This is a genomic window from Streptomyces sp. DSM 116793, assembly GCF_057320905.1.
This window is the reverse complement of record NZ_CM170494.1, coordinates 5,618,055-5,642,551: the sequence shown is the minus strand read 5'-3', so window position 1 is coordinate 5,642,551 and position 24,497 is coordinate 5,618,055. Positions and strand designations below refer to the sequence as shown.

The window sequence follows — 24,497 nt, the reverse complement described above, 5'->3', positions numbered from 1 at the left end:
GGCCGCGGCTCGCCGTGACTCGGCAAGGGCTCGCCGTGACTCGGCCAGGACTCGGCCGCCGTACGAGCCACGAGCCGCTTCGGCCACCCCACCGGCCATCCGGACCGCCGCACCGCGGCCCGCCTGGGCACCGCGGCCCGCGTGGGCACCGCGCCCGGCCGCCCGGGACCGCCGCGCCCGGCCGGCTGGAACCGCTCCTGCCGCCCCGGCCACGCTCCCGTCCGGCCCCTGGGGCGCCCCTGGACGTGCCCTAGACGAGCCGTCGTGCCGTCGCTCTAGACGAGCCGTCGTGCCGTTGCCCACCGGGTCAGCTCGTGGCGGTTGGAGAGCTGGAGCTTGCGGAGTACCGCCGAGACATGGGACTCGACCGTCTTGACGGAGATGAAGAGCTGCTTGGCGATCTCCTTGTACGCATAGCCGCGGGCGATCAGGCGCAGCACCTCGCGCTCGCGCTGGGTGAGGCGGTCCAGGTCCTCGTCGACGGGCGGGGCGTCGGTGGAGGCGAAGGCGTCCAGCACGAAGCCGGCCAGGCGCGGCGAGAACACCGCGTCGCCCTCCTGGACGCGGAAGATCGAGTCGACCAGATCGGCGCCGGTGATCGTCTTGGTGACGTAGCCGCGGGCGCCGCCCCGGATGACGCCGATGACGTCCTCCGCGGCATCGGAGACGGAGAGCGCGAGGAAGCGCACCGGGTGATCGGCGTCGGCCATCAGCGGGGCGCAGCGGCGCAGCACCTCCACCCCGCCGCCGCCCGGCAGGTGCACGTCGAGGAGGACGACCTCGGGGCGGGTGGCCGTGATGACGGACACCGCCTGGTCGACGTCCGCGGCCTCGCCGACCACCTCCACGCCCGTGAGGTCCGTACGGCCGATCTCGGCCTGCACGCCGGTGCGGAACATCCGGTGGTCGTCGACGAGCACGACACGCGCCCGGCGGTCCGCCGGGTCACCCGCCTGTCCCTGCCCGGAGCCGCCCGTCTGCTCGGGGGCCTGCCGCGGGCCCGGCGTCCCGGGGCTGCCGCCCGGAGTGGGCGGGGCCTTTGGAGTGCCCCGGACAGGGGACGGGCTCCCCGCCGCCGTGCCGCCCGCGCCCGCCGGCACCCCCGGGCCGGGCGGTGTCCCGCCGCCGGCCCCCCGCTCGCTCGCGTCGTTCATGACGTCTCCGCCCTCTCCATCGTCAGCTCGACCTCCGTGCCGCCGTCCGGCACCGCACGGAGGCGGGCGGTGCCGCCATGGCGCTGCATACGGCCGATGATCGATTCTCGTACGCCCATCCGGTCGGCTGGTACGGAGTCCAGGTCGAAGCCGGGGCCGCGGTCCCGGACGGAGACGAACACGGACTTCCCCTCCACCTCGGCGAAGACCTGCACCGCACCGCCCTGGCCACCGTACTTGGCGGCGTTCACCATGGCTTCCCGCGCGGCCTGCATCTGCGCGGACAGCGGCTCGTCCAGCGGGCAGTCCCCCACGACGACGACCTCTATGGGCACACCGTGCTTGTCCTCCACCTCGGCCGCGCTGCGCCGCACGGCCTCCGCCAGGGTGTCCGGGGCGGCCTGGTCGCCCTCGGACGGTGCGCCGGCGCCCGCGGGCTTGTAGAGCCAGGCACGCAGGTCGCGCTCCTGCGCGCGGGCGAGGCGGCGCACCTCGCTCGCGTTCTCCGCGTTCCGCTGTATCAGCGTGAGGGTGTGCAGCACGGAGTCGTGCACATGGGCGGCCACCTCGGCGCGCTCCTGGGCGCGGATGCGCATCAGGCGCTCCTCCGAGAGATCCTGCATCATGCGGACGAGGTAGGGGCCGGCGAGCAGCGCTATGCCGACGATCACGGCGAGCGCGGCCTGGAGCACGGAGCCCAGGTGCTCGGCGGAGCCCTGTAGGACGAAGATGCCGGTGACCCCGGCGACGACCAGCACGACGCCCGCGGCGGAGCGGACCAGCGTGAGGGTCCTGCGGCGGCGGCCGACCTCCATCCAGCGGGCCCTGCGGGCGTTGTCCGCCTGTCGCCAGACCAGGGCGACACCCGCGCCGACCAGCAGGATCGGCAGCAGGTAGACGGTGGCGGGGCCGCCCAGGTCGACGTTGACGACGAAGACCCCGGCGACGACGACCATCGCGAGCAGCGCGAGTATCTGACCGCCGTCCGGCCTGCGGGCGACGAGGCCGCGGCGGCCGTCGCGGCCTCGCTCGGCGGAGACCGGGGGCCGTGTGTCGTCCACTCCGCCGACGCCGAGCGGGACGAAGAACCAGAACGCGGCGTACAGCAGGGCGCCGAAACCGTGCGCCGTGGCCAGGCCGACGAAGACGATCCGCACCCAGATCACCGGCAGCCCGAGGTGGCCCGCGAGCCCTCGCGCCACTCCGCCGAGCAGGCGTCCGTCGCTGCTGCGGTAGAGCTTGCGCGGGGGCCGTGGCTCCTCGGCGGTGACGGCTGCGGCTTCCGGCATGGCATCGATGGTCACATGCCCCCCTGACAGCGGTCATCAGGGTGGAACCCCTAGAGACCCCTGATCATGGGCGCGCAGCGCCCCGTCAGGGGCGCGGGGAACTCCACGACAAGCCCCCACCGGCCGGTGGCCGGGCACGAGACCGCAAGCGGCTCGTGCCGGCGGCCCACCGCGGGCACGTCGCGGTTGCCCGCGCAGTCCCCCGCTCCCCGGCGGGCCCAGGCCCACCCGCCACCGGCCACCCGCCACCCGCCACCGGCCACCGGCGGGACACGAGGCCGCAAGAGGCCCGGCCCGGCGACGCACCGCAGGCACGCCGTCGTTGCTCGCGCCCGCGCCGCGGAGCCGCACGTCTACGCCGCGAAGCCGCACCTCTACGCCGCGAAGCCGCACGTATACCCAGCCCCCACCCCTGACGCGGCGCCCTCCGCCGGGTATGACCCCGGAGCCGGTCTCGGGGCAGATATCAGGGATCGGCCAGGGTCGCCCCGACTGCCGTACCGCGCCCGCGGCCGTCACCATGGACGCATGAAGGATCAGCAGCATGCCGCGCCGGGCACGGGCCCTGATCCGGGCCCGGACGAGCCGCGCCCGGGAGCGCCGGGGCCGGACCAGCCGCGGCGGGGCGGGCAGGAGCGGGGCGAACGAGGCCCGGGCGGCCCGGGTCAGGGCGGCGCCAGCTCGTCCGGTGTCCTTCCGGGCGCCCTGCGCCGCGACCCGGCGCAGAAGCTGATCGGCGGCGTCTGCGCCGGCCTCGGCCGGCACAGCGACCTGGACCCGGTGATCTTCCGGATCGGCTTCGCGGTGCTGTCGGTGGCCGGCGGCATCGGTCTGATCTTCTACGGCTTCGCCTGGCTCTTCGTCCCCTTCGAGGGGGAGGACGAGAACGAGGCCCGCAGGCTGCTCTCCGGCCGCGTGGACGGCCCGGCGCTGACGGCGGTGCTGTTCGCGCTGGTCGGCTGCGGCCTGTTCCTGTCGCTGCTGGGCAGGAGCGACGTGCTCATCTTCGGCATCACGCTCACCCTGCTGCTGGCCGGGGCGGTGTACTGGTCGCGCCAGCGCGGCACCCCCGACCCCGACCCGCTGGCCGCGCAGGCCGCCGCGGACGCCCCTCCGGAGGCCACGGCGCCGCCCGCGCCCGCCTCCTTCCCCTCCTGGTGGCGCGACCCGATCGTCAAGGACGGCACGCACGTCGGCGGCACCGGCTACCTCTGGGGCCCGGTGGACCTGGGCGACAGCAGCGCGCGCAGCGTCGCCCGCACCTCCCGCTGGGAGGTCGGCCTCCGTCCGCCGCGGAGGCCCGCGGGGGGCGGCCGGCGCTGGATCGGCGGGTGGGTGTTCCTGCTCGCGCTGGCCGCCGGAGGCCTGGGCACGGGCCTGACCTGGCACTCCGACGCGCTGGGCACCAGTCTGCAGACCGGTCTCGCAAGTGCGCTCGGGGTGTTCGGCCTGGGCATAGGCCTCAGCGCGCTGGTGGGCAGGACCGGCGCCGGCTCGGTGGTGCTCGCGGTGCTCACCGCGGCGCTGCTCGCCGGCTCGTCCGCCCTGCCGAAGGACATCACGACCGACTGGATGCACCACACCTGGGCCCCCTCCACCGCCGCGCGGGTCGGCCCCCACTACGAGCTGGGCTCCGGCGAGGGCACGCTCGACCTGAGCCGCATAGCCGTCGCCAGGGGCCACACCCTGCGGACGCACGCGGCGGTGGGCGCCGGCCGCCTCGACGTCGTCGTCCCCCGGGACACGACCGTCCGGCTGCACATCGAAGTGGGCCTCGGGGACATCCAGTTGCCCGGCGAGGACCCCAAGGACGTGGACGTGGCTCCCGACAAGGAGAGGCGGGTGACGCTGCCCCCGCAGAGCGGCCGGGCCTCCGGGGGCACCTTGGACCTGCATCTCGAAGTCGGTATAGGCCAGGCGGAGGTGAGCCGTGCCGCGGCATGAGTTCCAGCCGGGGAAGCTGGTCGTCGGCGCGTTCCTGACGGGCGCCGCGGTCGCCTTCGGGGGCGACGCGCGGGGTCTGTGGCAGGTCCCGTGGTTCGCGATGGTGCCGATCATCGTCGGCGGCCTCTGCCTCGCGGGGGCCACCGGCACCCTCGCGTACGCGGTCCGCCGCGGGCGGCGCCGCGCGGCCTCCCGGCGCCCGGTCCCCCCGCCGGACGGGCCGGACACCACGACGGCGTAGCCGCCCCGGCCGGGGAGAGGAGCACTCCGCGGGCACGGGTCAACCCCCTACAGCAGAGGCGTGACGGCGCGCGGGGGCGGGCCGGCTACGGCACGGCAGGCGCGCCGGCGCCGGCGCGGCGTTCGCGGGCGCGGTGTATCAGGGCGTCGAGGGAGAGGACGGGGGTACCGGCGATCACCAGGGGCAGCCACGCCATCAGGTACACCAGGTCGTTGCCGTAGTAGTACGGCGTGGTCGACCAGCTCACCGTCAGCCACAGGCTCAGCGAGATCAGCGCGCCGCCGACCGCCGCGACCCGGGACAACAGGCCGAACAGCACGCCCAGACCCACGGCCAGCTCACCGAAGGCGATGGCGTAGCCGAAGCCGACGGGGCTCTTCAGGGCCAGGTCGACCAGGCCCGGGATGGCCGCGGAGCCCCGCACCGCGCGCATCGTGTCGCCGAGTGAACCGGCGCCCGAGGCGGCCAGGAAGGAGCTGTCCGTGAGCTTGTCGAGGCCGGCGTAGACGAAGGTGATGCCGAGGAAGAGGCGCAGCGGCAGCAGGGCGACGACGGACAGCGGGCGCACCGCGCCGGCGTCCAGGACGGCACGGACGGCGCCGGCGGAACCGGCCGCTCCGGTGCCGCGGCCTCTGCCGGTGCGGCTCTTTTGGGCATCGTCCCCCTCCCCCAGGTATCCCCGCTGTGCGTCCGCGCGCCATTCGTGAGCCATCGGTCTCTGCCACCTCTCACACCGGCATACGCCGTCAGGTTGGTTCAGCCTTCCACAAGGGATACGGACGGGTCGGGCGTATCGCTCATCGGGTACGGGAGGAGTTCGGTGCGCGCGCCGGGGCGCGGGCATCCCCGCATGCGGCCCGCGCCCCGGCGGACGGCCCGCGCCGCGGCGGGCGGCCGGGTGCTCGGACGGCCGGGTGCCCGGACGGCCGGGTGCTCGGGCGGACGGGTGCTCGGGCGGACGGCGGGTGCCCGGGCGGACGGCCGGCCGGAAGCGGGGGCCGGGTCAGGCGAGGGTTTCGCCGCCGTCGACGGTGACGACCTGGCCGGTGACGTAGTTGTCGGCCATCAGGAAGAGGGCCGAGGCGGCGGCTTCCTCGGCGGTGCCGAAGCGGCCGAGGGGAGTGGTCGCTCCGGCGGCGGCGCGGACGGCCCGAGTGTTCCACCCCGGTCCGCCGCGGTCGGCTGTGGGGGCTCTCAGTCGGAGGTGACGTCGATCGTGCAGGTATTGGTCTCGGTGCCCGCCGCGGTGACGACCTGGACCTCGACCCGGCCCGGTTCGACGTCGACCGGCACGGGCACCGTGAGCACGGTGTCGGAGGGGTTGCTGAAGCCGCCGGGCACGGGGACCAGCGGCACGTGCACGTGCACGCTGCCGATGCGGACGACCGTGCGGGCCAGCCGGTCCGCGCCCTGTGCGCCGGGCGGTACGAAGCCGGCGCCGCGGATCTCGATGTCGTCGCCGGTGCGGATCGGCCCGTCCAGGTCGCCGGCCTCCCGGGCGCGCACCACGGAGAGGATCACCGCCCGGCCGCCCTCGGCGTACTTCCCCGCGAGGTAGGTGGCCGCGGAGACCAGCACGAGCAGCGCCAGGCCCCACGGCACGTCCGGCAGTTGCTCGGGCCGGCGCGCCAGCCGCACCGCGGTGAAGACCAGGGCCACGGCGGTGATCACGACATACTGGGTGTCGGCGAAGTCGGCGCGGCCCGCGTCGTCGGTGAGCAGGTCGGCGGCGCGCGGCCGGTCGGCGCGCACCTTCTGGAGCCGCTGTGCGCGGATACGCAGGGACACCACACGCCGCACCAGCACCGCCACCCCGCACACCACGGCCACCACCGTGACCACCCCGGCGCCGCGGGCCAGGTCGAGGCCGTCGATCAGGGCGTCGCGCTCCCGGTGCCCGGAGGCCCCGGCCAGTTCCCCGGCGAGAACCAGCACCGCGTACACGGCGAGGAGCACCCAGCAGGCGGCGACGGCGCGCGAGGTGGAGAGGCGGTTGTCCTCACCGATCATGGGCGCGAGGACGCCGCCGCGCGCCCGGTGCAGCCAACCCGCCGCGGTCAGGCCCGCGCCCACGACCACCGCCGCGAGCAGTCCGGCGGTACGGGCGGTGGTCCAGCCGGCGCCGATCGCGGTCAGCGCCTGCACCAGGAGCAGCACGAGCGCGCCGGCCCACACCGCCCACAGGGTGCGCGGCCAGAGCGACGCGGTCCATGCCTCGCCCTCGGCCCGGCTGCGCTCGGCGACCATGCCCGCGGACTGCGTCAGTTCGTCGGAGACCCACTGGCGGGAGGCACCGGCCGAGTGCGCGACGGCCGGGGGCAGGCCCTTGCCCTGCGCGAACTCATCGCGTTTGGCGAGGAACGCGGCCACCGCGCGCCGGTGCCCCTCCCGCGCCCCGTGCGGGCAGTCGCCGCATGTGCAGCCACCCTCGTGCGTGCCCTGCTCCGCCTCCTGCACCGCCACGCGACACTTCCGCCTTCCGCGCCTCAGACGCCGTCGATACCGCTCAGGGTTGACCCGGGGGCGCACGCGGGCCCGCCGTGCGGGACTCGGCCGTCGATGGGGCTGGGCCGTGCGGGCGCCCGTGAACTCCCGGACCCCAGGGATTGTGCCGTACCGGCGGGGTGGATCGGCGGACAGGTCCGTCCGGGACGGATGCCCGGTGGGTGACGCGTCCGCGCCCCGTGTTGACCGACGGCCACCCGACCGCGCCCGGCGCGGCGCCCCGGGGGCATCTCCCGCGTCCTCAAGACAGTGGGGGACGTGTCGCCGCGGTGTCTCCCGGGCCGGTCGGACCGGTGCGGCGCGCCGTCGCGATTGTCGCGCGGTTCTCCGCGTCCCTCTTCCCGGGCCTGGCGCGGCTGTTCGGAACAGCGGAGAACCCGCAGGTCACCCCGGTCACCCTGTTCGGAACACCCGAACGGCCTTGCGTGCCACGGCCCCGCACCGAACAGTTGGGACGTGCCGCCCGGCCGGGCCGTCACGGGGGGGACGACGGTCGACGGGGACGACGGTCACGTCGGACCCGGCCGGGGCGGCACACGGGGGAGAACGGGGGAAGGACGGGTGCCGGAGCCCGGGGCCACGGGGGAACCGGCCCCGGGCTGCGGCGGCCCGCGGCGGTTCGTACGGCTGCGGAAGTCGCACGGGTACGAAACGGGGACGGGGAGGTGCGGTGCGGTCAGTCGTCGGGGGCCGAGGGTATGCCCGTGGGCGACGGCACGGGGTCGAAGCGGAAGACCTGCCCCCGTTCACCCCCGCCGCACGGCATCTGGATCACCTGCACCCCCTTGCGTCCCGACGCACCGGGCACCGTCACACACGCGTCGGTGTGCATCGGCCGGATGCGGTACCCGCCGTCCTGGCCCGGGGCCTGCTGGAAGCGGAACTTCTCGCCCAGGCCGCGGTGCCCGCAGTAGTCGTCCTCCATCGGCGCACCGGTCGCCCTGCTGCCGTTCCGCACGCCGAGGCAGCCGGGTCCCATCACCGGGTGCAGGGGGTGGATCCAGTACCCGCCGCCCTCCGCGGGCTGCACCTCGTATGTGGGGATGCTGCCGGCGCAGTCGAGCTGGCGTACGGCGCCCGAGTCCTGGCCGTCCTCCTCGGCCAGGCAGTAGGGCGAGCCGACCGCGCGTATCCGGTACGTCCCGGCCCGCGGCCCCTCGCCGCCGGACCCGGCGCCGTCACCGCCGGAGAACGCGACCACCCCGTACGTCACGGCGGCGGCGAGCGCCACGAGTCCGGCGGCGGCGCCCAGCCGGCCCCTGGCACCGAGCCGTGCGGCGCACCCGCGCCACGCCCGGCGCAGTGCCCCGGGCCACGCCCCGAGCAGGGCGCCCGATCCGCCGGAACGCTCCGATCCGCCGACGAGGAGGTCGGTCGGGGCGTCGGCCGGGGCACCGTCGTCCCCCGCCCCCGGCGGCTCACCGGCGCCGGAACGGTCTCCGGCGGGCTCGGGTGCGCCCACGGCTCCGGATGCGATCTCCTCGTGGACGCGCAGCCAGACCGCCACACTCGCCGCGTCGCCCCCGCAGGCCCGCACGAACGCGGCCACGACCTCCCTGCGGGGTAGTGAGCGGCGGGCGAGCGTGCTGGCAAGGGTGCTGGACGGCAGGATGTCGCCGTGCTCCTCGGCGCGCGCGGCGAGTTGCCGGTATGTCAGTCCGGACCAGTCCTTCAGCGCGCGCATGCGCAGCACGAACGCGGTCGGTGTCCCCGCTCCCCTTGGATCCGGCGCAGCGGCCACGCGGCCACCCCTCTCCCCAGCCACGGTGTGTCTTCGGCACGGACACGCTGGCAGACTGCCAATCGCGGGACAAGGCGGGTCCCGGCCGGTCGGTGGGCTGGGGTGCCGCCCCGGGGGTCCACCGGTGGGTGGGAGTGCTCGCGCGGTTCCCCGCGGCCCCTTCCGGGTTTCGCCCAGCCCCTTGAGGTCTCGTGCCCGGCCAGCCGCCGGTGGGGCCTGATCGCGCGGTTCCCCGCGCCCCTCATCCGGGCTCCGCCCAGCCCCTTGAGGTCTCGTACCCGGCCAACCGCCGGTGGGGCCTGATCGCGCAGTTCCCCGCGCCCCTCATCCGGGCTCCGCCCAGCCCCCTACGGTCTCGTACCCGGCCAACCGCCGGTGGGGCCTGATCGCGCAGTTCCCCGCGCCCCTCATCCGGGCTCCGCCCAGCCCCTTGAGGTCTCGTACCCGGCCAACCGCCGGTGGGGCCTGATCGCGCAGTTCCCCGCGCCCCTCATCCGGGCTCCGCCCAGCCCCCTACGGTCTCGTACCCGGCCAACCGCCGGTGGGGCCTGATCGCGCAGTTCCCCGCGCCCCTGTGGGGGCTCGGGGCCCTCACTCCCACTCGATGGTGCCCGGTGGCTTGCTGGTGATGTCGAGGGTGACGCGGTTGACCTCCGCGACCTCGTTGGTGATTCGGGTGGAGATCCTGGCCAGGGTGTCGTACGGCAGGCGGGACCAGTCGGCCGTCATGGCGTCCTCGGAGGAGACGGGGCGCAGCACGATGGGGTGGCCGTAGGTCCGCCCGTCGCCCTGGACGCCGACGCTGCGGACGTCGGCGAGGAGCACGACCGGGCACTGCCAGATGTCGCGGTCGAGCCCGGCGGCGGTCAGCTCCTCGCGGGCGATCGCGTCGGCCTCGCGGAGCAGGTCGAGTCGCTCCCGGGTGACCTCGCCGACGATCCGGATGCCGAGCCCGGGGCCGGGGAACGGCTGGCGGTGCACGATCTCGTCGGGCAGCCCCAGTTCGGCGCCGACCATCCGCACCTCGTCCTTGAACAGCTTCCGCAGCGGCTCGACGAGCTTGAACTCCAGGTCGTCGGGGAGGCCGCCGACGTTGTGGTGGGACTTGATGTTGGCCGTGCCGGTGCCGCCGCCGGACTCGACGACGTCCGGGTACAGGGTGCCCTGGACCAGGAACTCGACCGGGTGGTCACCGGGTGCCTCGGCGACGATCTCGGCCTGGGCCTGCTCGAAGACCCGGATGAACTCCCGCCCGATGATCTTCCGCTTCTGCTCGGGGTCGGAGACCCCGGCGAGCGCGGTCAGGAAGCGCTCCTGGGCGTCGACGACCTTGAGCTGGACGCCGGTGGCCGCCACGAAGTCCTTCTCGACCTGCTCGGTCTCGCCCTTGCGCATCAGGCCGTGGTCCACGTAGACGCAGGTCAGCTGGGAGCCGATGGCCTTCTGCACGAGGGCGGCGGCGACCGCGGAGTCCACCCCGCCGGACAGGCCGCAGATGGCGCGGCTGCTGCCGACCTGGGCGCGGATCTCCGCGACCTGCTCCTCGATCACGCTGCCGGTCGTCCAGGACGGCTCGATGCCGGCGCCGCGGTACAGGAAGTGCTCCAGGACCTGCTGCCCGTAGGTGGAGTGCATCACCTCGGGGTGGTGCTGGACGCCGTACAGCCTGCGCTCGTCGTTCTCGAAGGCGGCGACGGGGACGAGGTCCGTGGACGCGGTGACCGCGAAGCCGGCGGGGGCGGCGCTGCACGCGTCGCCGTGCGACATCCAGACCGTCTGCTCGGCGGGGGTGCCCTCGAAGAGGGTGGAGCCGGGCTTGGAGACGGTGAGGGGGGTGCGGCCGTACTCCCGCGCGCCGGTGTTGTCGACCGTGCCGCCCAGGGTGGTGGCCATCAGCTGGAAGCCGTAGCACATGCCGAAGACGGGGACGCCGGCCTCGAACAGCGCGGGGTCGATACTGGGGGCGCCCTCCGCGTAGACCGACGAGGGGCCGCCGGAGAGGATGATCGCCGCCGGCTTCCTGGCGAGGATCTCGGCGACCGGCATGGTGCTGGGCACGATCTCGCTGTACACCCGCGCCTCGCGTACGCGGCGGGCGATGAGCTGGGCGTACTGCGCGCCGAAGTCGACGACCAGGACGGTGTCGGGGGTGGCGGCGGGGGACGCTGAGGGCACGGGTGCGGCCTTCCGGCATGGGGCAACGGACGCGGGACGGTTCCGGCTGGGCCGGGACCGGACGCTGCGAAATGTGTCTGTGCCTCGATTCTAACGGTGCCCGTCAGCCGCTCCCCGGGCCTGTGGACAACCCCGCCGGAACCGTTCCGGCGCGCCCTTTTCCCGGCTTCGCCCAGCCCCTTGCGGTCTCAGGCCCCTTGCGGTCTCCGGCCCCGTGCGGTCTCGTGCCCGGCCACTCCCCGGTGGGGCCGAAAGACGCGCGGGTCCGCTGCGTGGGCGCGCTCTGGGCGCGCTCAGCGTGGGATCACGGTGTGGTGGTCGCCGCCGCGTACCGGGCACGGACGATCTTCGGGTAGCGGGCGGTGAAGGCGGCGGGGAGCGCGAAACCGATGACCTGGCAGGTGATCCCGAGGCCCGCTCCCGCGTCGAACGCGTCGCACGCGCCCACCGCCGCGGCGGTCAGCACGAAGGCGGTGGCCCACACGGTGGTGATCACGTTGTTGACCCGGCGGAACCCCGGTGTGTCCCACAGTTCGCGCGGCGTGGACCGGCGGGCGATGCCGAGTGTGAAGGGGCGCCGGACGGCGAGCGTGCCCCAGGCGGTCACGGCCAGCCAGCAGAACGAGAGCGCCCCGCTGTAGCCGGCCACCGGGGAGCCCGGGACGGCGAAGGCGAACGCCGCCAGGGCGGCGAAGTAGCAGACGGTGCTGATCTCCAGGATCAGCGCGGCCAGGGGAACCCCCTTCCCGCGGTCGGCCAGGAGCAGCACGATCCCGAGGACCAGTCCGGCAAGCGCGCCCCACTGCCAGCCGGCGGCCGACACCGCGGCGAAGGCGATCCACGGGACGAAGCCGCGCAGGTAGGTCATGAGGGTCCCCCCGGAAATGACGGGCCGGTGTTCAACCGGTGTTCGAACGGATGGTCACGGCTATATTCCAACAGTGACATGTGCAAGCTATGAGGTCACTAGCGACATGTCAACCTTGGGATAAGGTGGAGTCATGAGCCTTCGCCACGCCCTGCTCGGGCTCCTGGCCAGCCGGTCCGCGAGCGGGTACGACCTGATGAAACTGTTCGACAGCTCGCTCGCGAACGTCTGGCCCGCCACCCAGAGTCAGATGTACGGCGAGCTGGGCCGGATGGCCGAGGCCGGGCTGGTCGACGTGTCCGCGGAGGGGCCGCGCCGGCGCAAGGAGTACACGCTCACCGAGAAGGGCCTCACGGAGCTGCGGGACTGGCTCGCCGAGCCCCACCGCCCCCAGCCCCGCCGCAGCGAGCTGCTGCTGAAGGTGTTCTTCCTGGACGTCACCACCACCCGGCAGGCCAGGGGGCTCTTCGACGAGCGCGCGGCACTCGCGGCGACCGAGCACGAACGCCTCTCCCGGCTGAAGGACGTCCTGGAGCAGGAAGAGGGCTCGCTCTCCGTCAACGGCCGCATCGCCCTGGAGTACGGGCTGCGGTTGGCCGCGATGGAGAGGGCGTGGGCAGAGTGGGCGGCCGCGCAGCTCGGGCCGGACGAGGACGGCGGGGACGGCGAGGACGGCGGGGACGGCGGGGACGGCGGGGACGCCAGGGAAGCCGGGGACGGCGAGAGCACTGAGGGCAGGGAGGGCACCGAGGGCGCGGTGGGCGGGTCCATGACGGGGGGCGGCGCTCGCGACGGCGGCGCACCGCCGGCCGGCCACGCCGGCGACCACCTCGGCGACCGCGACCGCGACCCCGCCGCCCCGTCCACCAGCCGCGACCGCGCGGGCCGTGGCGCGTGACGGGACGCGTGACCCCGCACGCGACAGGGCCCCGCCTTGACCGGGCTCGTCGCCGTACCGGCATACTGTTCCCGTGACCCAGCAGCACAGCTTCCGCTTTACCTATGGCAACCGGCCCACCGGCTGCCATGGTCGTGCTGCTTGATCCATCGACAAGCGACTTCCCAGGCGCCCCGGGCCGAAAGGTCCGGGGCGCCTGTGCGTGGTCCCGGGCCTTGGCCCAGGGCACCTCCGTACCCGACTCGCACCACAGAGGAGCCCGCACATGACCACCACCACAGGAACCAGCACCACAGGAACCACCACCACACGAACCGGCGGCACCGGAACCGGCGGCACCGGAGCCGACACTCCCGGCAGTCCCGACGCCACCGGCGCCCGTACGCCCGAGGCCGCCGAGGTGATCACCGAGGCGCGGGCCCGGATCGACGCGCTCGACGACGCGATCATCGGCCTGGTCCAGCAGCGCATGGCGGTCTCGACCGTTATCCAGGAGTCCCGGATGGCCTCCGGCGGCCGGCGGGTGAACCTCTCCCGGGAGATGGCCGTCCTCACCCACTACAGGGACGCCCTCGGCAAGCCCGGCACCTCGCTCGCCATGACCCTGCTCGAACTCTGCCGCGGCCGCGTCTGACCCCTCCCCGCCCCACGCGAAGCCGTAGGCAGCCGCACGGAGCGGCGCCACACGGAACCGCACAGCGCCGCACGGAACCGTCTCACCCGTACGGCCCGTGACCGCCCCCGCCGGAGCCTCGTTGGTACCGGTGTCCGCGCCGGCCGGGGCCGGCCCGCGAGAGATGTGTACGGCCCTTCCGGAGCGGGAGGACGCACGGGTCGTGCCGTGCGCCGTGGGACCCCGCTCCGGATGTGTGACCGGGCGGCAGGGGACAGCAGCCCGGTCACTTCAGAGAGGCCGGCTCCGGGGACGCCCGGAGCCGGCCGGCGAACCCCGCGCACGCAGCCGCCCCGCGGCCACCACCCCGCACCCTCCGGGCCGGCGCACCAGACCGCCGAGCGGCGATTTTCGGCCATGACGGCCATCCCCCATGACTACCTTAAGTGACGTATGTCACATGAGAAATACGTGAGTTCATGGGCAACCATTCACAGGAACTGCAGGTCATGAATGCATAATCGACGGCCGCACCCGCCCCCTCCGCGGAGGCACCCCCCACCCGTGTGCTGAGTCACCGCAGCACACCGGACATTTCCGAGGTCCTGATGAAGCTTCGCCGAGCCATCGCCGCCACGGCCACCGTGGCCGCGCTGGCCGGGCTGGGCCCGATCGCGCTGCTGTCGGCGGCCGCACCCACGGCATCGGCCGACGCCGCGGCAGGCGGCACCCCCTCCGCGCCGAGCACGGACGCACCCCCGGCCGGCCCCGCGGCCACCCCCTCCGGCCCGCCGGCCGAGCCGCCCGCCGGCACCGGCACCGGCACCCCTCCGCCCCCCGGCCCGCCCACGGGCATACCCACGGACCCCTCCACCGGTCCCGCCGGCCCCCCGCCGGGGAGCCCCGAGGCACCCGCCGGCACCGGAGCGCCCACCCCGAGCCCCACCGGCTCCCCGGGCGGACCGCACGACCCCGTCCCGGACGGCGGCACCGGCGCCCCAGGTACGCCCAGCCCCTCCGGTGAGACCGGCGCCCCCGGCAAGGCCGGCACGCAGACCCAGCCGGGCGTCGGCTGGTCTCCCGGCCAGTGCACGGACTTCGTCCCCGACGACGCCCTCTCGGTGCACGTCAGCGGCCTGCCCGGCAGGATCGTCGCCGGCTCCGGCTGGCACCCCTTCGTCTTCTCCGTGACGAACCACACCGGCGCGGAGCTCAGGAACATCTACGTCCAGAGCTTCACCGAGTACGCGACGGGCGTGAACGAGGGCGACTCCCTCCAGCTCGACCTGGCCCGGCTCCAGTTCAAGGACCCCGCGACGGGCCGGTGGACCGACGCCTACCAGGACTTCTACCAGGACGGCGCCGAACGCCACCCGTACACCGGCACCTTCGTCGCCCTCGTCCCCCGTCTCGACGAGAACGCCCACGTCGACCTCCAGCTCCGCGTCGACGTCGCCGCCCAGGCCCCGCCCGGGGCCGCCTTCGCGCTGAGCACCGCCGTCTACGCCGGGCACGGCACCACCTGCAACCTCAACGGCGACACCTACGACTTCACCGTCCTCAAGGCCGGCAGCCGGCCCGGCCCGGTCGACGACGCCAAGCCCACCGGTGAGAAGCCCATGCCGCGGCACGACGACGGCAGCCACCCCCAGGGCGGTGTCTACGCGCGCCCGGTCACCGGCAGCCTGGCCGCCACCGGCACGTCCGAGGCCGTCCCCATCATGGGGCTCATCGGCGCCCTCGCCATACTCATCGGCGCCGTCACGCTCTACCTCGCCCGCCGCCGCGCCGCCGCCCAGGCGGCCCTCGGCCCGGTGGGCGACGAGGACGGGGACGCGTACGAGGACGTCACCGCCGCCGGGACAGCAACGGCCGCAGCAACCGCCACCCCCGTCGCTGACACCACCGCAGATTCCGAGAGCACCGCAAGCACCCAGGGCCCCCCGGACACCCACGCCGCAAGCACCGAAAGCCCCACAAGGCCCGAGGACGCCCCCGACACCGGCTCCGACGCCGACACCGGCACAGGCACCGACACAGACACCGACACCGTTCCAGTCGCCCACACCGACGCCGGCACCGACACCGACTCCGCCGAGGACACCGGCGAACCGGCCGAGGACACCGGCGAGCCCCGCACCCCGGACGGCCCCGACCGCACCTGAGGACCACCGCGTCCCGGCGCGGTGCACGAAGGGACCTGCGCCAGGAGGGGGGCGCAGGTCCCTTCGGCCGCACCGACCGCGGACACGCGCCGACCGGACCGGCCAACGGTCAACGGCCAACGGCCAACGGCCAACGGCCAACGATCAACAAGCGAACGGCCGACCGGGAACGGCGGACGGGACCTCACACCCCCTTGCCCGGCACCTGCGACTCCTTGCGCGGCACCTCCGGCATCCCCAGGAACGGCAGCTTCAGCGCGCCGAACGCGTCCGCGGGCACCGCCGGGGACCTGGGGGCCACCGGTGGGAGCCGCCGGTAGGGCTCGCCCTGGGCGGGGCGGGGGTCGTCCTCGCCCTTGTTCGGCCAGTACGACATCGCCCGTTCGGCCTGCGCCGTGATGGTCAGCGACGGGTTGACGCCCAGGTTCGCCGAGATCGCGGCGCCGTCCACGACCGAGATCGCCGGATGCCCGTAGAGCCGGTGGTACGGGTCGATGACGCCGGTCTCGGACGAGTCGCCGATCGGGCAGCCGCCGAGGAAGTGCGCCGTGAGCGGGGTGCCCATCAGTTCGCCGACGTTGGAGCCGGCGAAACCGCCTATCTCCTCCGCCAGCAGCGAGGCCGCGAGCGTCGCCTCGGGGATCTGGTCCGGGTTCGGCGCGCCATGGCCCTGACGTGCCGTCAGCAGTCCCTTGCCCAGGCCCGCCCGCTTGCGGTAGGTGGTCAGGGAGTTGTCGAGCGACTGCATCACCAGGCCGATGATGGTCCGCTCCGACCAGCGCCGGTTCGACAGCGAACGCACCGCGAGCCACGGGTGCCGGGCCAGGTTGCCCAGCCAGCCCCGGACCCGCTTCCCGGGCCGGTAGGGCACCTGGACGATCGTCAGGCTGCCCATCGCGTTGGAGCCCTTGCCGTACCGGACGGGCTCGATGTGGGTGTTCTCGTCCGGGTGGATCGACGAGGTGATCGCCACGCCCCGGGTGAAGTCCACCTTCTCCTGCCCGTGCCGCATGCGGTAGCGGCGGTTGTCGGTCTGCGCGCCCACCAGGGCCTCGGAGTTGGTCCGGGTGAGCATGCCGAGGCGCTCGGAGACCCGCGGCAGCAGGCCCTCGTCGCGCATCCGGTGCAGCAGCGTCTGCGTGCCGTACGTACCCGCGGCGACCACCACCCGCGGGGCCCGGAACGTGCGTCCGACGCCCCTGCGCCGCCGGTCGGTCGGCACGGTGCGCACCGCGAGGCCGCCGCGCGGGTCCTCGGTGACCGCGACGACCGACGTCATCGGGTGGATGACCGCTCCGGCGCGCTCCGCGAGGTACAGGTAGTTCTCGGTGAGGGTGTTCTTGGCGCCGTGCCGGCAGCCCGTCATGCACTCGCCGCACTCGGTGCACGCACGCCGTGCGGGGCCCGCGCCGCCGAAGTACGGGTCGGGCGCCTCGGCGCCCGGCGCCGTCCGCACGGTGCCGGCTGTGTCCTCGCCGTCCCTGCCGTCCTCGCCGTCCTTACCGTCCTCGCCGTCCTCGCCGTCCTTGCCGTCGCCGAAGAACACCCCGACCGGCGCCATGTGGAAGGACTCCCCGACGCCCATGGCCTCGGCCGTCGCCTTCAGGTGCACGTCCGAGGGTGTCATCGTCGGGTTCAGCCGGGCGCCGAGCATCCGCTGCGCCTGGTCGTAGTACGGGCGCAGTTCGTCCTGCCAGTCCGTGATGTCCTTCCACTGCGGGTCGTCGAAGAACGCCTTCGGGGGGACGTAGAGGGTGTTGGCGTAGTTCAGCGAGCCACCGCCGACGCCCGCGCCGGCCAGCACCATCACCTTGCCCAGCAGGTGGATGCGCTGGATGCCGTAGAGGCCGAGGGCCGGGGCCCACAGGTAGTTCCTGAGGTCCCAGGAGGTGCGGGGCAGGGTCTCGGGGGTGAAGCGGCGGCCGGCTTCCAGGACGCCCACGTGGTAGCCCTTCTCCGTGAGGCGGAGGGCGGTCACGGAGCCGCCGAAGCCGGAGCCCACGACTATGACGTCGTAGTCGTGGGCCTCGCTCTCCACGGTGGCGGGGTCGCTGCCCGCGTCCTGTGCGCCGCCCGCGGGGGCGCCTTCGGCGGGGGCCTGGGGCACTGGGTACCTCCGGTGGTTCTGGGCCGGGGTGGGTGGGAGCGGCTCGCCGCCGCGGTCGCCCACAGCTCGGGCCGGGACGAGAGCGCCCGTCTCCCCGGCGCTGCGGAACGGCGCGGGTCAGCGCAGCCTGAGGGTCTTCATGAGGCGCAGGCTCCGGGTCATGAACGACGCGTACCGGGCGTCGTCCATGCCGAAGGCCGGGGCCATGGGGATGAGGCGCTGGTGGGCGACGGTCTGCACCTCCGTGTACTTGTGGATGCCCTCCGCGCCGTGCCGGCGGCCGAGGCCGGACTCCTTCATGCCGCCCATCGGCGACTGGACGCTGCCGTACGCGGAGGCGTAGCCCTCGTTGACGTTGACGCTGCCGCACCGCAGCCGGGCGGCGATGCGGCGGGCGCGGGCGGCGTCCTTCGACCACACCGAGGCGTTGAGCCCGTACGGGGTGGCGTTGGCGAGGGCGACCGCCTCGTCCTCGTCGGCGAAGCGGTAGACGGAGACGACCGGCCCGAACGTCTCCTCTCCGCACACCGCCATCGGGGCCTCGACCCCGTCGAGGATGGTCGGCTCGTGGAAGTAGGGGCCGATGTCCGGCCTGGCCACCCCGCCGGTGACGACCCTCGCGCCCTTCTCGACGGCCTCCGTCACATGCCGCCGGACGGTCTGGAGCTGGCGCTCGCCGGCCAGTGAGCCCATCTCGGCGCCGTAGGCGAGGGCGGCGCCGAGCCGCATCGCCCTGGTCCGGGCCGCGAAGCGGGCCAGGAAGGCGTCCGCGACCGACTCGTGCACATAGAGCCGCTCGATGGAGATGCAGAGCTGCCCGGCCGAGGAGAAGCACGCGCGCACGGCGCCCGCGGCCGCCTTCTCCACGTCGGCGTCGCGCAGGACCAGCATGGGGTTCTTGCCGCCGAGTTCGAGCGAGGCGCCGACCAGCCGGGCCGCGGCCCGCTGGGCGACGTCGCGCCCGGTGCGGGTGGAGCCGGTGAACGACACGTAGTCCGCGTGCTCGACCACCGCGGGGCCCACCACCGGACCCTCGCCGATCACCACCTGGCACACCTCGGCGGGCAGCCCGGCCTCGATGAGCAGATCGCGGGCCCACAGGACCGTGAGGGCGGTCTCCGTGTCGGGCTTCATGACGATGGCGTTGCCGGCGACGAGGGCGGGCAGGGCGTCGTCGACGGCCAGCTCGAAGGGGTAGTTCCACGGCACGATCTGGCCGACCACCCCGCGCGGGTGGCGCAGCTCCGTCACCCGGGTGAGGGTCGGCACGGCGCCCGTGCGCCGCCTCGGCCGCAGGTAGGCGGCGGCCTTGCGGCCGTAGTGCCGGGCGGTGACGACGACGCCCTGCACCTCCTCGTGGGCGTGCAGCCGCGCCTTGCCGGTCTCCAGCTGGATCAGGTCGAGCACCTCGGCCTGGCGTTCGAGGACGAGATCGTGGAAGCGCAGCAGGACGGCGGCCCGGCGGCGGACGGGCACGGCGGCCCAGGCGGGCTGGGCGGCCCGGGCCCGTTCGAACGCGGTCGCGACGTCCTCGGGGGTCGACTCGGGCAGGTCGGCCAGCTTGTCACCGGTGAACGGCGCGTGGCAGGCGGTGCGCCCGGAACCGACGACGTCGCGCACCAGGCGGGCCACCAGCTCGGGCGTGACGACGTCGGCGGCGGTACGGACGCCCGCGGGCACGGGGGCGACGGGATTGGTACCGGACGTGCCGGACGTGCCCGGTGTGCCGGACGTACCCGGTGTGCCGGACGTGCCGGGCGCGTCCGGCGACGGAGCACCGGGTGCCGTCCCGGTGTCCTGGGCGTCCCGGACATCCGGCGCCCCGGTGCGTTCGGCATCGGGTGGGGCGGCGGTGGCCTTGGAGTCCGTCGAGTCCGTCGAGTCCGTCATGGCGGTGAGGGTAGGCCTAGGACAGACGTTTGGGTACCCGTCGGTAACGACGTTTCACGATCCGCTCACACTCCGCCAGTGATCACTGGCACCAAATGGGCTGAACAGCGATGTTGCCGCCTCACCGGCCTGTGCCGCGGCCCTGCGGCGCCTCTGCCGTCACAGTCCGTCGATGTCCAGGTGCGCGACGACGTCGCGGTAGAGCCGCTCGCCCACCGGATGCGCCCAGCCCTCCGCGGGCATCACCACCTGGAGCCGCCAGTAGACGTCGCCGTTGTCCGGATCCGGCACGACGAGCTGGTGGTAGAAGTACCGGGGGTCGCCCTCGGAGGCGTTGTAGTAGCGGAAGTCGACCGTCGTCTCGTACGCGTCATGGCCGTCGTAGGTGGTCTTCCTGCTGACGACCTTCGCACCCTTCTGGATCTCCGACTGGTCCTTGCCGCCGTTCTCGTAATACCGGCTCCACGCGGTGCCGGTGGGCTTGACGACCGTGTCGACGTCCGGGTCGAGCCGCGCGTTGTCGACCCGCTCGATGTACACCGTGAAGACGGCGCTCGGGTCGTTGAAGGTGACCCCGTCGCCGTCGGAGTCGTCGGACGGCTGGCGCTTGTACTCCTGCGGCACCGCGAGCGAGGCCCTCACCGCTTCCCGCTCCGGCCTGACCTCCCACCCCTTCGGCAGTCCGCCGCCGCCGAACGGGTTCAGCAGCAGCAGGACGAGGGCCAGCGCCACCACGACGACGCCCGCCACGAGCCCGTACCGCGCCCGCCGGTCGCCCTGAAGCACCGGCGGCACCCAGCGGTTGCCGGGCGGGTGGCCCGGCGGGACCGGGCGGGTGGCCTCCCGCACGGGACCCGCCAGGTCCTGAAGAGCCTGGCGGACCTCCGCCGCGGACGGGCGCGCCATCGGGTCCTTGCGGAGCAACTGCATGATCACCATGGCCAGCGGCCCGCCCGCACGGGCGGGCGCCTGCGGCTCCGAGGAGAGCACGGCCTGGAGCGTGGCGGGCGTGTGCGAACGGCGGAACGGCGACACGCCCTCCACGGCCGCGTAGAGCACGACGCCGAGCGACCAGAGGTCGGCGGCGGGCCCGGGGCGCTGGCCCAGCACCCGTTCCGGCGAGATGAACTCCGGTGAGCCGACGAACGCACCGGTCTCGGTGAGCCGCTGCTCCCCCTCCACCTGGGCGATGCCGAAGTCGGTCAGCACGACCCGCTCGCCGCGGCCGAGCAGGACGTTGTCGGGCTTGACGTCACGGTGCAGCACGCCCGCGTCGTGCGCGGCCCCCAGCGCGCCGACGACCGCGAGGCCGATCCGGGCGGCCTCCCGCGGGTCGAGGGTGCCCTCCTGGAGCCGGTCCGCGAGCGACTGCCCCCGCACCAGTTCCATGACCACCCAGGGCCTGCCGTCCTCCACCACGACGTCGTGCACGGTGACCACGGACGGGTGGTCGATCCGGGCGGCGGCGCGCGCCTCGCGCTGCATGCGCTGGTGGGCCGTCTGCCGCTCGGCCTCGCTCAGGTCATCCGGCAGCCGGGGCTCCTTGATCGCCACCTCGCGCTCCACGACGGTGTCGCGGGCGTGCCAGACGGTGCCCATGCCGCCGTGGCCGAGGCGGGACAGCAACTGGTAGCGGCCGCCGATGAGCCGCCCACCGCCCTCGGACGGCGGTCCGGAGTGCGCCGGGGCCGGTACGAACGGGGCGGGATGCGCGCCCTGCGGGGCGGAGGGGGGTGCGCCGGGGGCGGTCGCGGGGGCCAGCGGGTCCGCGGGGGCCGGCGGGTCCGCGGGGCCCGCCGGGCCCTGGTGCCCGGCCGGCCTGCCTTCAGGGCCCGGCTGTCCCTGGGGGACCGGCTGTCCCTGGGGGACCGGCTGTCCCTGGGAGACCGGCTGTCCCTGGGAGACCGGCTGTCCCTGGGAGACCGGCTGGTCTTGGGAACCCGGCTGGTCTTGGGAACCCGGCTGGTTCCGGGAGCCCGGCTGGTTCCGGGAACCCGGCTGGTTCCGGGAACCCGGCCGGCCCTCGGCACCCGGCTGGTCTTGGGAGCCCGGCCGGCCCGCGACGCCCGGGGCGGGCGAGCCGTGTCCACCGCCGTGCTGCCCGCGCACGGCCAGCGTGGGCCGGTACGCCGCGTATCCGCCCTGCTCCTGCCCCGGCACCGGCTGGGCGGTCGGAACCTGCGGCGGCCTCAGCTCGTAGCTGGTGGGCTCGTCCGGCTGTCCCCCATCGTTCGTCATGTTCACATCCTGGCGATGCGGACCTGCGGAATTCCACCGCGGTCGGGGAGCAGATGCAACACCGTGACAAAGCGGAGGGTCCCCATGTCAAGAGGCGCGCGGCGGGGGCCGGAGGGCGCCTGACGGCACGTCACGGGAGAGCGCGGTGGGGGCACGTGCGTGTCGTCGGGGTGTCAGGACGGTATGGACGTCGACGGGGCATCAGGGGCGGGTGTCGGGGGTGGTGGTCCGGGAGCGGGCGTCCGTGGGACCGTCCGTGGGGGTACGGCTGGGCGTGGGCGAGGCGGTGGGACTCGGTGGGGTCGCGGACGTGCGGGAGGGCGTGACGGTCGGGGTCGGGGCGGACGTGGGCGTGGCGGGCACCGAACTCGCCGGCTCGCGATGGCCGGTGCCGCCGCCCTTCGCCAGCAGCGCGACCGCGGACACCCCGGCACCGGCCACGCCCGCGACCAGCGCCACGACGATCAGCATGGTGCGCACCCGCCGGGTGGAGCCGGCACCGTGGACGAGTCCCGTGCCGGCCCGGGCCGCGGAGCCCGTTCCGGCGCCGCCGGGCCGACGGCCTCCCGTGGAGCCACCCGCCCCCGCGCCGGTGGGGGCCCGCCGCCGGGATGGCCGTGGCGCGGGCTCCGGGAAGGGCTGCGCGGAGTTCTCCGGGAGTTGATCCGAAGGCCGATCCGAGATCGGGTCCGAGATCGGGTCCGAGATCGGGTCCGAGAGCCGATCCGAGGACTGATCCGAGGACTGATCCGAGAACCGCTCCGGCCCGGCACCGGAGGCCACGTCCGGACCCGGCACGCCGCCGTCGGCGGGGCGCCGGGGGCCCGGCGCCGCGGGCGGGCGTGCCCCCGGCACGGACCGTTCCTGGGGGCCCCGGGCGCCCCGGGGGTCCGCCGGTGACCATGGTTCCGCCTCGGCCGGCGGCCAGGGGCCGGTGTCGGTGGGCGGCCGGGAGCCGGTGTCGGCGGGTGGCGAGCGGTCGGCGGCGGGGTGGTGCGGGGAGGGACGGCCCGGGAAGGGGCGGTCCGCTGACGGGTGCTCGGTCGGTCCGGACGAGGCCGCACCATCGCCCGTGGGCGTGCCGCCCGCCGGAGTGGGCGGTCTGCGGGACGGCGCCGAGGTGTGGTCGGGCAGGGGCGCGGGGTGGTCGGCCGACGCGGTCGGGCGCTCGCGCGGTGCGAAGGTGTGGTCGGCCCGCTCATCCGTCCGTTCGCCGACGCGCTCACCGGTACGCTCGCCGGCCACCTGACCGGACCGCTCCCCGGCCGGGGCACCGGCCAGGTCACCGGCCCGCTCGCCGCCGGCCCGGCCCGGAGCACCGGGGCCGTCCTCGGGCCGCCGCACCGGCACCGCCGCCGCGGCACCCGCGGGCCGCTGCGCCGGAGCGCCGGCGGCCCCGCCCTCGTCCGGGCCCTGCGGGCGTTCCTGGACGGCGGCCTCGGCGGCGCCGGCCGCGGGGAGCTCGTCCGGGCTCACCGCCGCCCGTCCCTCCGCCGGGAGGTGCCCGGGAGCCCCGGCCTCTCCGCCCGGCGCCGGGGGCGGCTGGTCCTGCACGGTGGGCGGCGCGGCTGTCGGCGGGTGCGGCGTCGCGCGGCGGGACGCCCGGTGCGGCAGGCGGGGCACGCGCGGCAGGCGGGAGGTGCCCCGGGAGGCCCGGTGCGGGAGACGGGCGACTCGCGGCGCCCAGCGCATCCGCGCCGCGCCCGGCTCGCCCGCGACCGCGCCGGCGCGTGGCGGCGGGACGCGCCCCGTGTCGGCGTACCCGCGCAGCATCCGCTCCGCCTCGGCCGCGTCGAGCCGCCGGTCCGGGTCGCGCTCCAGCAGGCCCCGGACCACCGGCAGCAGCGGACCGGCCTGCGCCGGCGGGCGGATCTCGTCGGAGACGACCGCGTGCAGCACGCCGCCCAGGCTGTCGCGGTGGAAGGGGGACGTGCCGCTGACCGCCGTGCACAGCAGCGCGCCCAGAGACCACAGGTCCGACTCGGGGCCCGACCGCAGCCCGGACATCCGCTCCGGCGCCGTGTACTCGGGCGAGCCCATGAACGAGCCGGCCTCGGTCAGCGTGGTCGCGCCGGAGAGGTGCGCGGTGCCGAAGTCGGTGAGGACGACCCGGCCGGTGTCCGCCTCCAGCAGGACATTGGCCGGTTTCAGATCCCGGTGGAGCACTCCGGAGGCGTGCGCCCTCCGCAGCGCGCCCAGCAGCGCGATACCGATCCGGGCGGCCTCGTGGGCGTCGACTGGCCCGCTCCGGGCGATCCGCTCGGCGAGCGAGAGGCCGTCGACCAACTCCATGACGATGTACGGGCGGTCGTCGGCCTCCACGACGTCGTACACGCCGATGATGTGCGGATGGGCGAGCTGGGCGAGCGCGCGGGCCTCCCGCAGGGCACGCTCACGCTGCACTCGCACGTCGTCCTCGGAGAGCGCGTCGCCGAGGTCGAGCGCCACCTCCTTGACGGCGACCTGACGCCCCAGAAGCTGGTCGGTGGCGCGCCACACCACCCCCATACCGCCCCGGCCGAGCCGTGTCTCCAGGCGGTACCGGTCCGCCAGGACACGGGTGTTGCCGCCGCCCGGGCGCCCCCCGTCCCCCGCGGCTCCGTCGGTCACCATAGGGTCATGATGCCCCAGGGTCATCGACCCGGAGGGGGTGCGTCCGGCCAGGTGAC

17 protein-coding genes are annotated in these 24,497 nt (G+C 74.9%); 5 read left to right on the top strand and 12 right to left on the bottom strand.

All coding sequences use genetic code 11. The features are described 5' to 3' along the window. Positions 1-275 precede the first annotated feature (275 nt). Both ACSMXW_RS22155 and ACSMXW_RS22150 read right to left on the bottom strand, forming a co-directional pair. Complete coding sequence (locus tag ACSMXW_RS22155) at positions 276-1,154, bottom strand: LuxR C-terminal-related transcriptional regulator (protein WP_485798687.1); 879 nt, start codon at positions 1,152-1,154, stop codon at positions 276-278. Continuing rightward, entirely contained in the window at positions 1,151-2,443 is a 1,293-nt protein-coding gene (locus tag ACSMXW_RS22150; RefSeq protein ID WP_485798686.1) for a PspC domain-containing protein, read from the bottom strand. The genes ACSMXW_RS22155 and ACSMXW_RS22150 overlap by 4 nt, the downstream gene beginning before the upstream one ends. Positions 2,444-2,971: 528 nt before the next feature. On the opposite strand from ACSMXW_RS22150, the gene ACSMXW_RS22145 reads away from it, so the two are divergent. Together ACSMXW_RS22145 and ACSMXW_RS22140 are read left to right on the top strand one after the other, a co-directional pair. Then, complete coding sequence (locus tag ACSMXW_RS22145) at positions 2,972-4,387, top strand: PspC domain-containing protein (protein ID WP_485798684.1); 1,416 nt, start codon at positions 2,972-2,974, stop codon at positions 4,385-4,387. Continuing rightward, entirely contained in the window at positions 4,374-4,628 is a 255-nt protein-coding gene (locus ACSMXW_RS22140; protein WP_485798682.1) for a hypothetical protein, read from the top strand. Before ACSMXW_RS22145 ends, ACSMXW_RS22140 begins: the two co-directional genes overlap by 14 nt. An 85-nt stretch (positions 4,629-4,713) precedes the next feature. On the opposite strand, the gene ACSMXW_RS22135 is transcribed toward ACSMXW_RS22140, so the two are convergent. From ACSMXW_RS22135 to ACSMXW_RS22110, 6 genes are all read right to left on the bottom strand, one after another. Next, positions 4,714-5,340, bottom strand: coding sequence for a DoxX family protein (locus ACSMXW_RS22135; RefSeq protein WP_485798680.1), 627 nt, complete (start codon positions 5,338-5,340; stop codon positions 4,714-4,716). A 291-nt stretch (positions 5,341-5,631) separates the two neighbouring features. Continuing rightward, positions 5,632-5,826 carry an SDR family oxidoreductase gene (locus tag ACSMXW_RS22130; protein ID WP_485808215.1) on the bottom strand — a complete coding sequence of 65 codons (195 nt, stop codon included), beginning with the start codon at positions 5,824-5,826 and terminating at the stop codon, positions 5,632-5,634. Beyond that, positions 5,823-7,091, bottom strand: a complete 1,269-nt coding sequence (locus ACSMXW_RS22125) for a hypothetical protein (protein ID WP_485798679.1) — start codon at positions 7,089-7,091, stop codon at positions 5,823-5,825. Before ACSMXW_RS22125 ends, ACSMXW_RS22130 begins: the two co-directional genes overlap by 4 nt. Positions 7,092-7,809: 718 nt before the next feature. Beyond that, positions 7,810-8,874: a helix-turn-helix domain-containing protein gene (locus ACSMXW_RS22120; RefSeq protein WP_485798678.1), complete on the bottom strand. Its 1,065-nt coding sequence runs from the start codon at positions 8,872-8,874 to the stop codon at positions 7,810-7,812. 591 nt (positions 8,875-9,465) lie between these two features. Beyond that, positions 9,466-11,049, bottom strand: coding sequence for a glutamine-hydrolyzing GMP synthase (guaA, locus tag ACSMXW_RS22115; RefSeq protein WP_485798677.1), 1,584 nt, complete (start codon positions 11,047-11,049; stop codon positions 9,466-9,468). Between the two features lie 304 nt (positions 11,050-11,353). Next, on the bottom strand, positions 11,354-11,917 hold the full coding sequence (locus ACSMXW_RS22110) for a hypothetical protein (RefSeq protein WP_485798675.1): 564 nt from the start codon (positions 11,915-11,917) through the stop codon (positions 11,354-11,356). 133 nt (positions 11,918-12,050) lie between these two features. On the opposite strand from ACSMXW_RS22110, the gene ACSMXW_RS22105 reads away from it, so the two are divergent. The 3 genes from ACSMXW_RS22105 to ACSMXW_RS22095 all read left to right on the top strand — a co-directional run bounded on the left by ACSMXW_RS22105 (position 12,051) and on the right by ACSMXW_RS22095 (position 15,593). Continuing rightward, positions 12,051-12,815: a PadR family transcriptional regulator gene (locus tag ACSMXW_RS22105; protein WP_485798673.1), complete on the top strand. Its 765-nt coding sequence runs from the start codon at positions 12,051-12,053 to the stop codon at positions 12,813-12,815. Positions 12,816-13,080: 265 nt separating this feature from the next. Continuing rightward, positions 13,081-13,449 carry a chorismate mutase gene (locus tag ACSMXW_RS22100; RefSeq protein ID WP_485798671.1) on the top strand — a complete coding sequence of 123 codons (369 nt, stop codon included), beginning with the start codon at positions 13,081-13,083 and terminating at the stop codon, positions 13,447-13,449. Positions 13,450-14,036: 587 nt separating this feature from the next. Next, positions 14,037-15,593, top strand: a complete 1,557-nt coding sequence (locus tag ACSMXW_RS22095; RefSeq protein WP_485798669.1) for a hypothetical protein — start codon at positions 14,037-14,039, stop codon at positions 15,591-15,593. Between the two features lie 184 nt (positions 15,594-15,777). Here the strand turns inward: ACSMXW_RS22095 and ACSMXW_RS22090 are convergent, their stop codons facing one another. From ACSMXW_RS22090 to ACSMXW_RS22075, 4 genes are all read right to left on the bottom strand, one after another. Then, entirely contained in the window at positions 15,778-17,631 is a 1,854-nt protein-coding gene (locus tag ACSMXW_RS22090; protein WP_485808214.1) for a GMC oxidoreductase, read from the bottom strand. A 186-nt stretch (positions 17,632-17,817) separates the two neighbouring features. After that, positions 17,818-19,590, bottom strand: a complete 1,773-nt coding sequence (locus ACSMXW_RS22085) for a succinic semialdehyde dehydrogenase (protein ID WP_485798667.1) — start codon at positions 19,588-19,590, stop codon at positions 17,818-17,820. 159 nt (positions 19,591-19,749) lie between these two features. After that, positions 19,750-21,828, bottom strand: coding sequence for a serine/threonine-protein kinase (locus tag ACSMXW_RS22080; protein WP_485798665.1), 2,079 nt, complete (start codon positions 21,826-21,828; stop codon positions 19,750-19,752). A 201-nt stretch (positions 21,829-22,029) separates the two neighbouring features. Further along, entirely contained in the window at positions 22,030-24,441 is a 2,412-nt protein-coding gene (locus ACSMXW_RS22075) for a serine/threonine-protein kinase (protein ID WP_485798663.1), read from the bottom strand. Between the last annotated feature and the right edge of the window lie 56 nt (positions 24,442-24,497).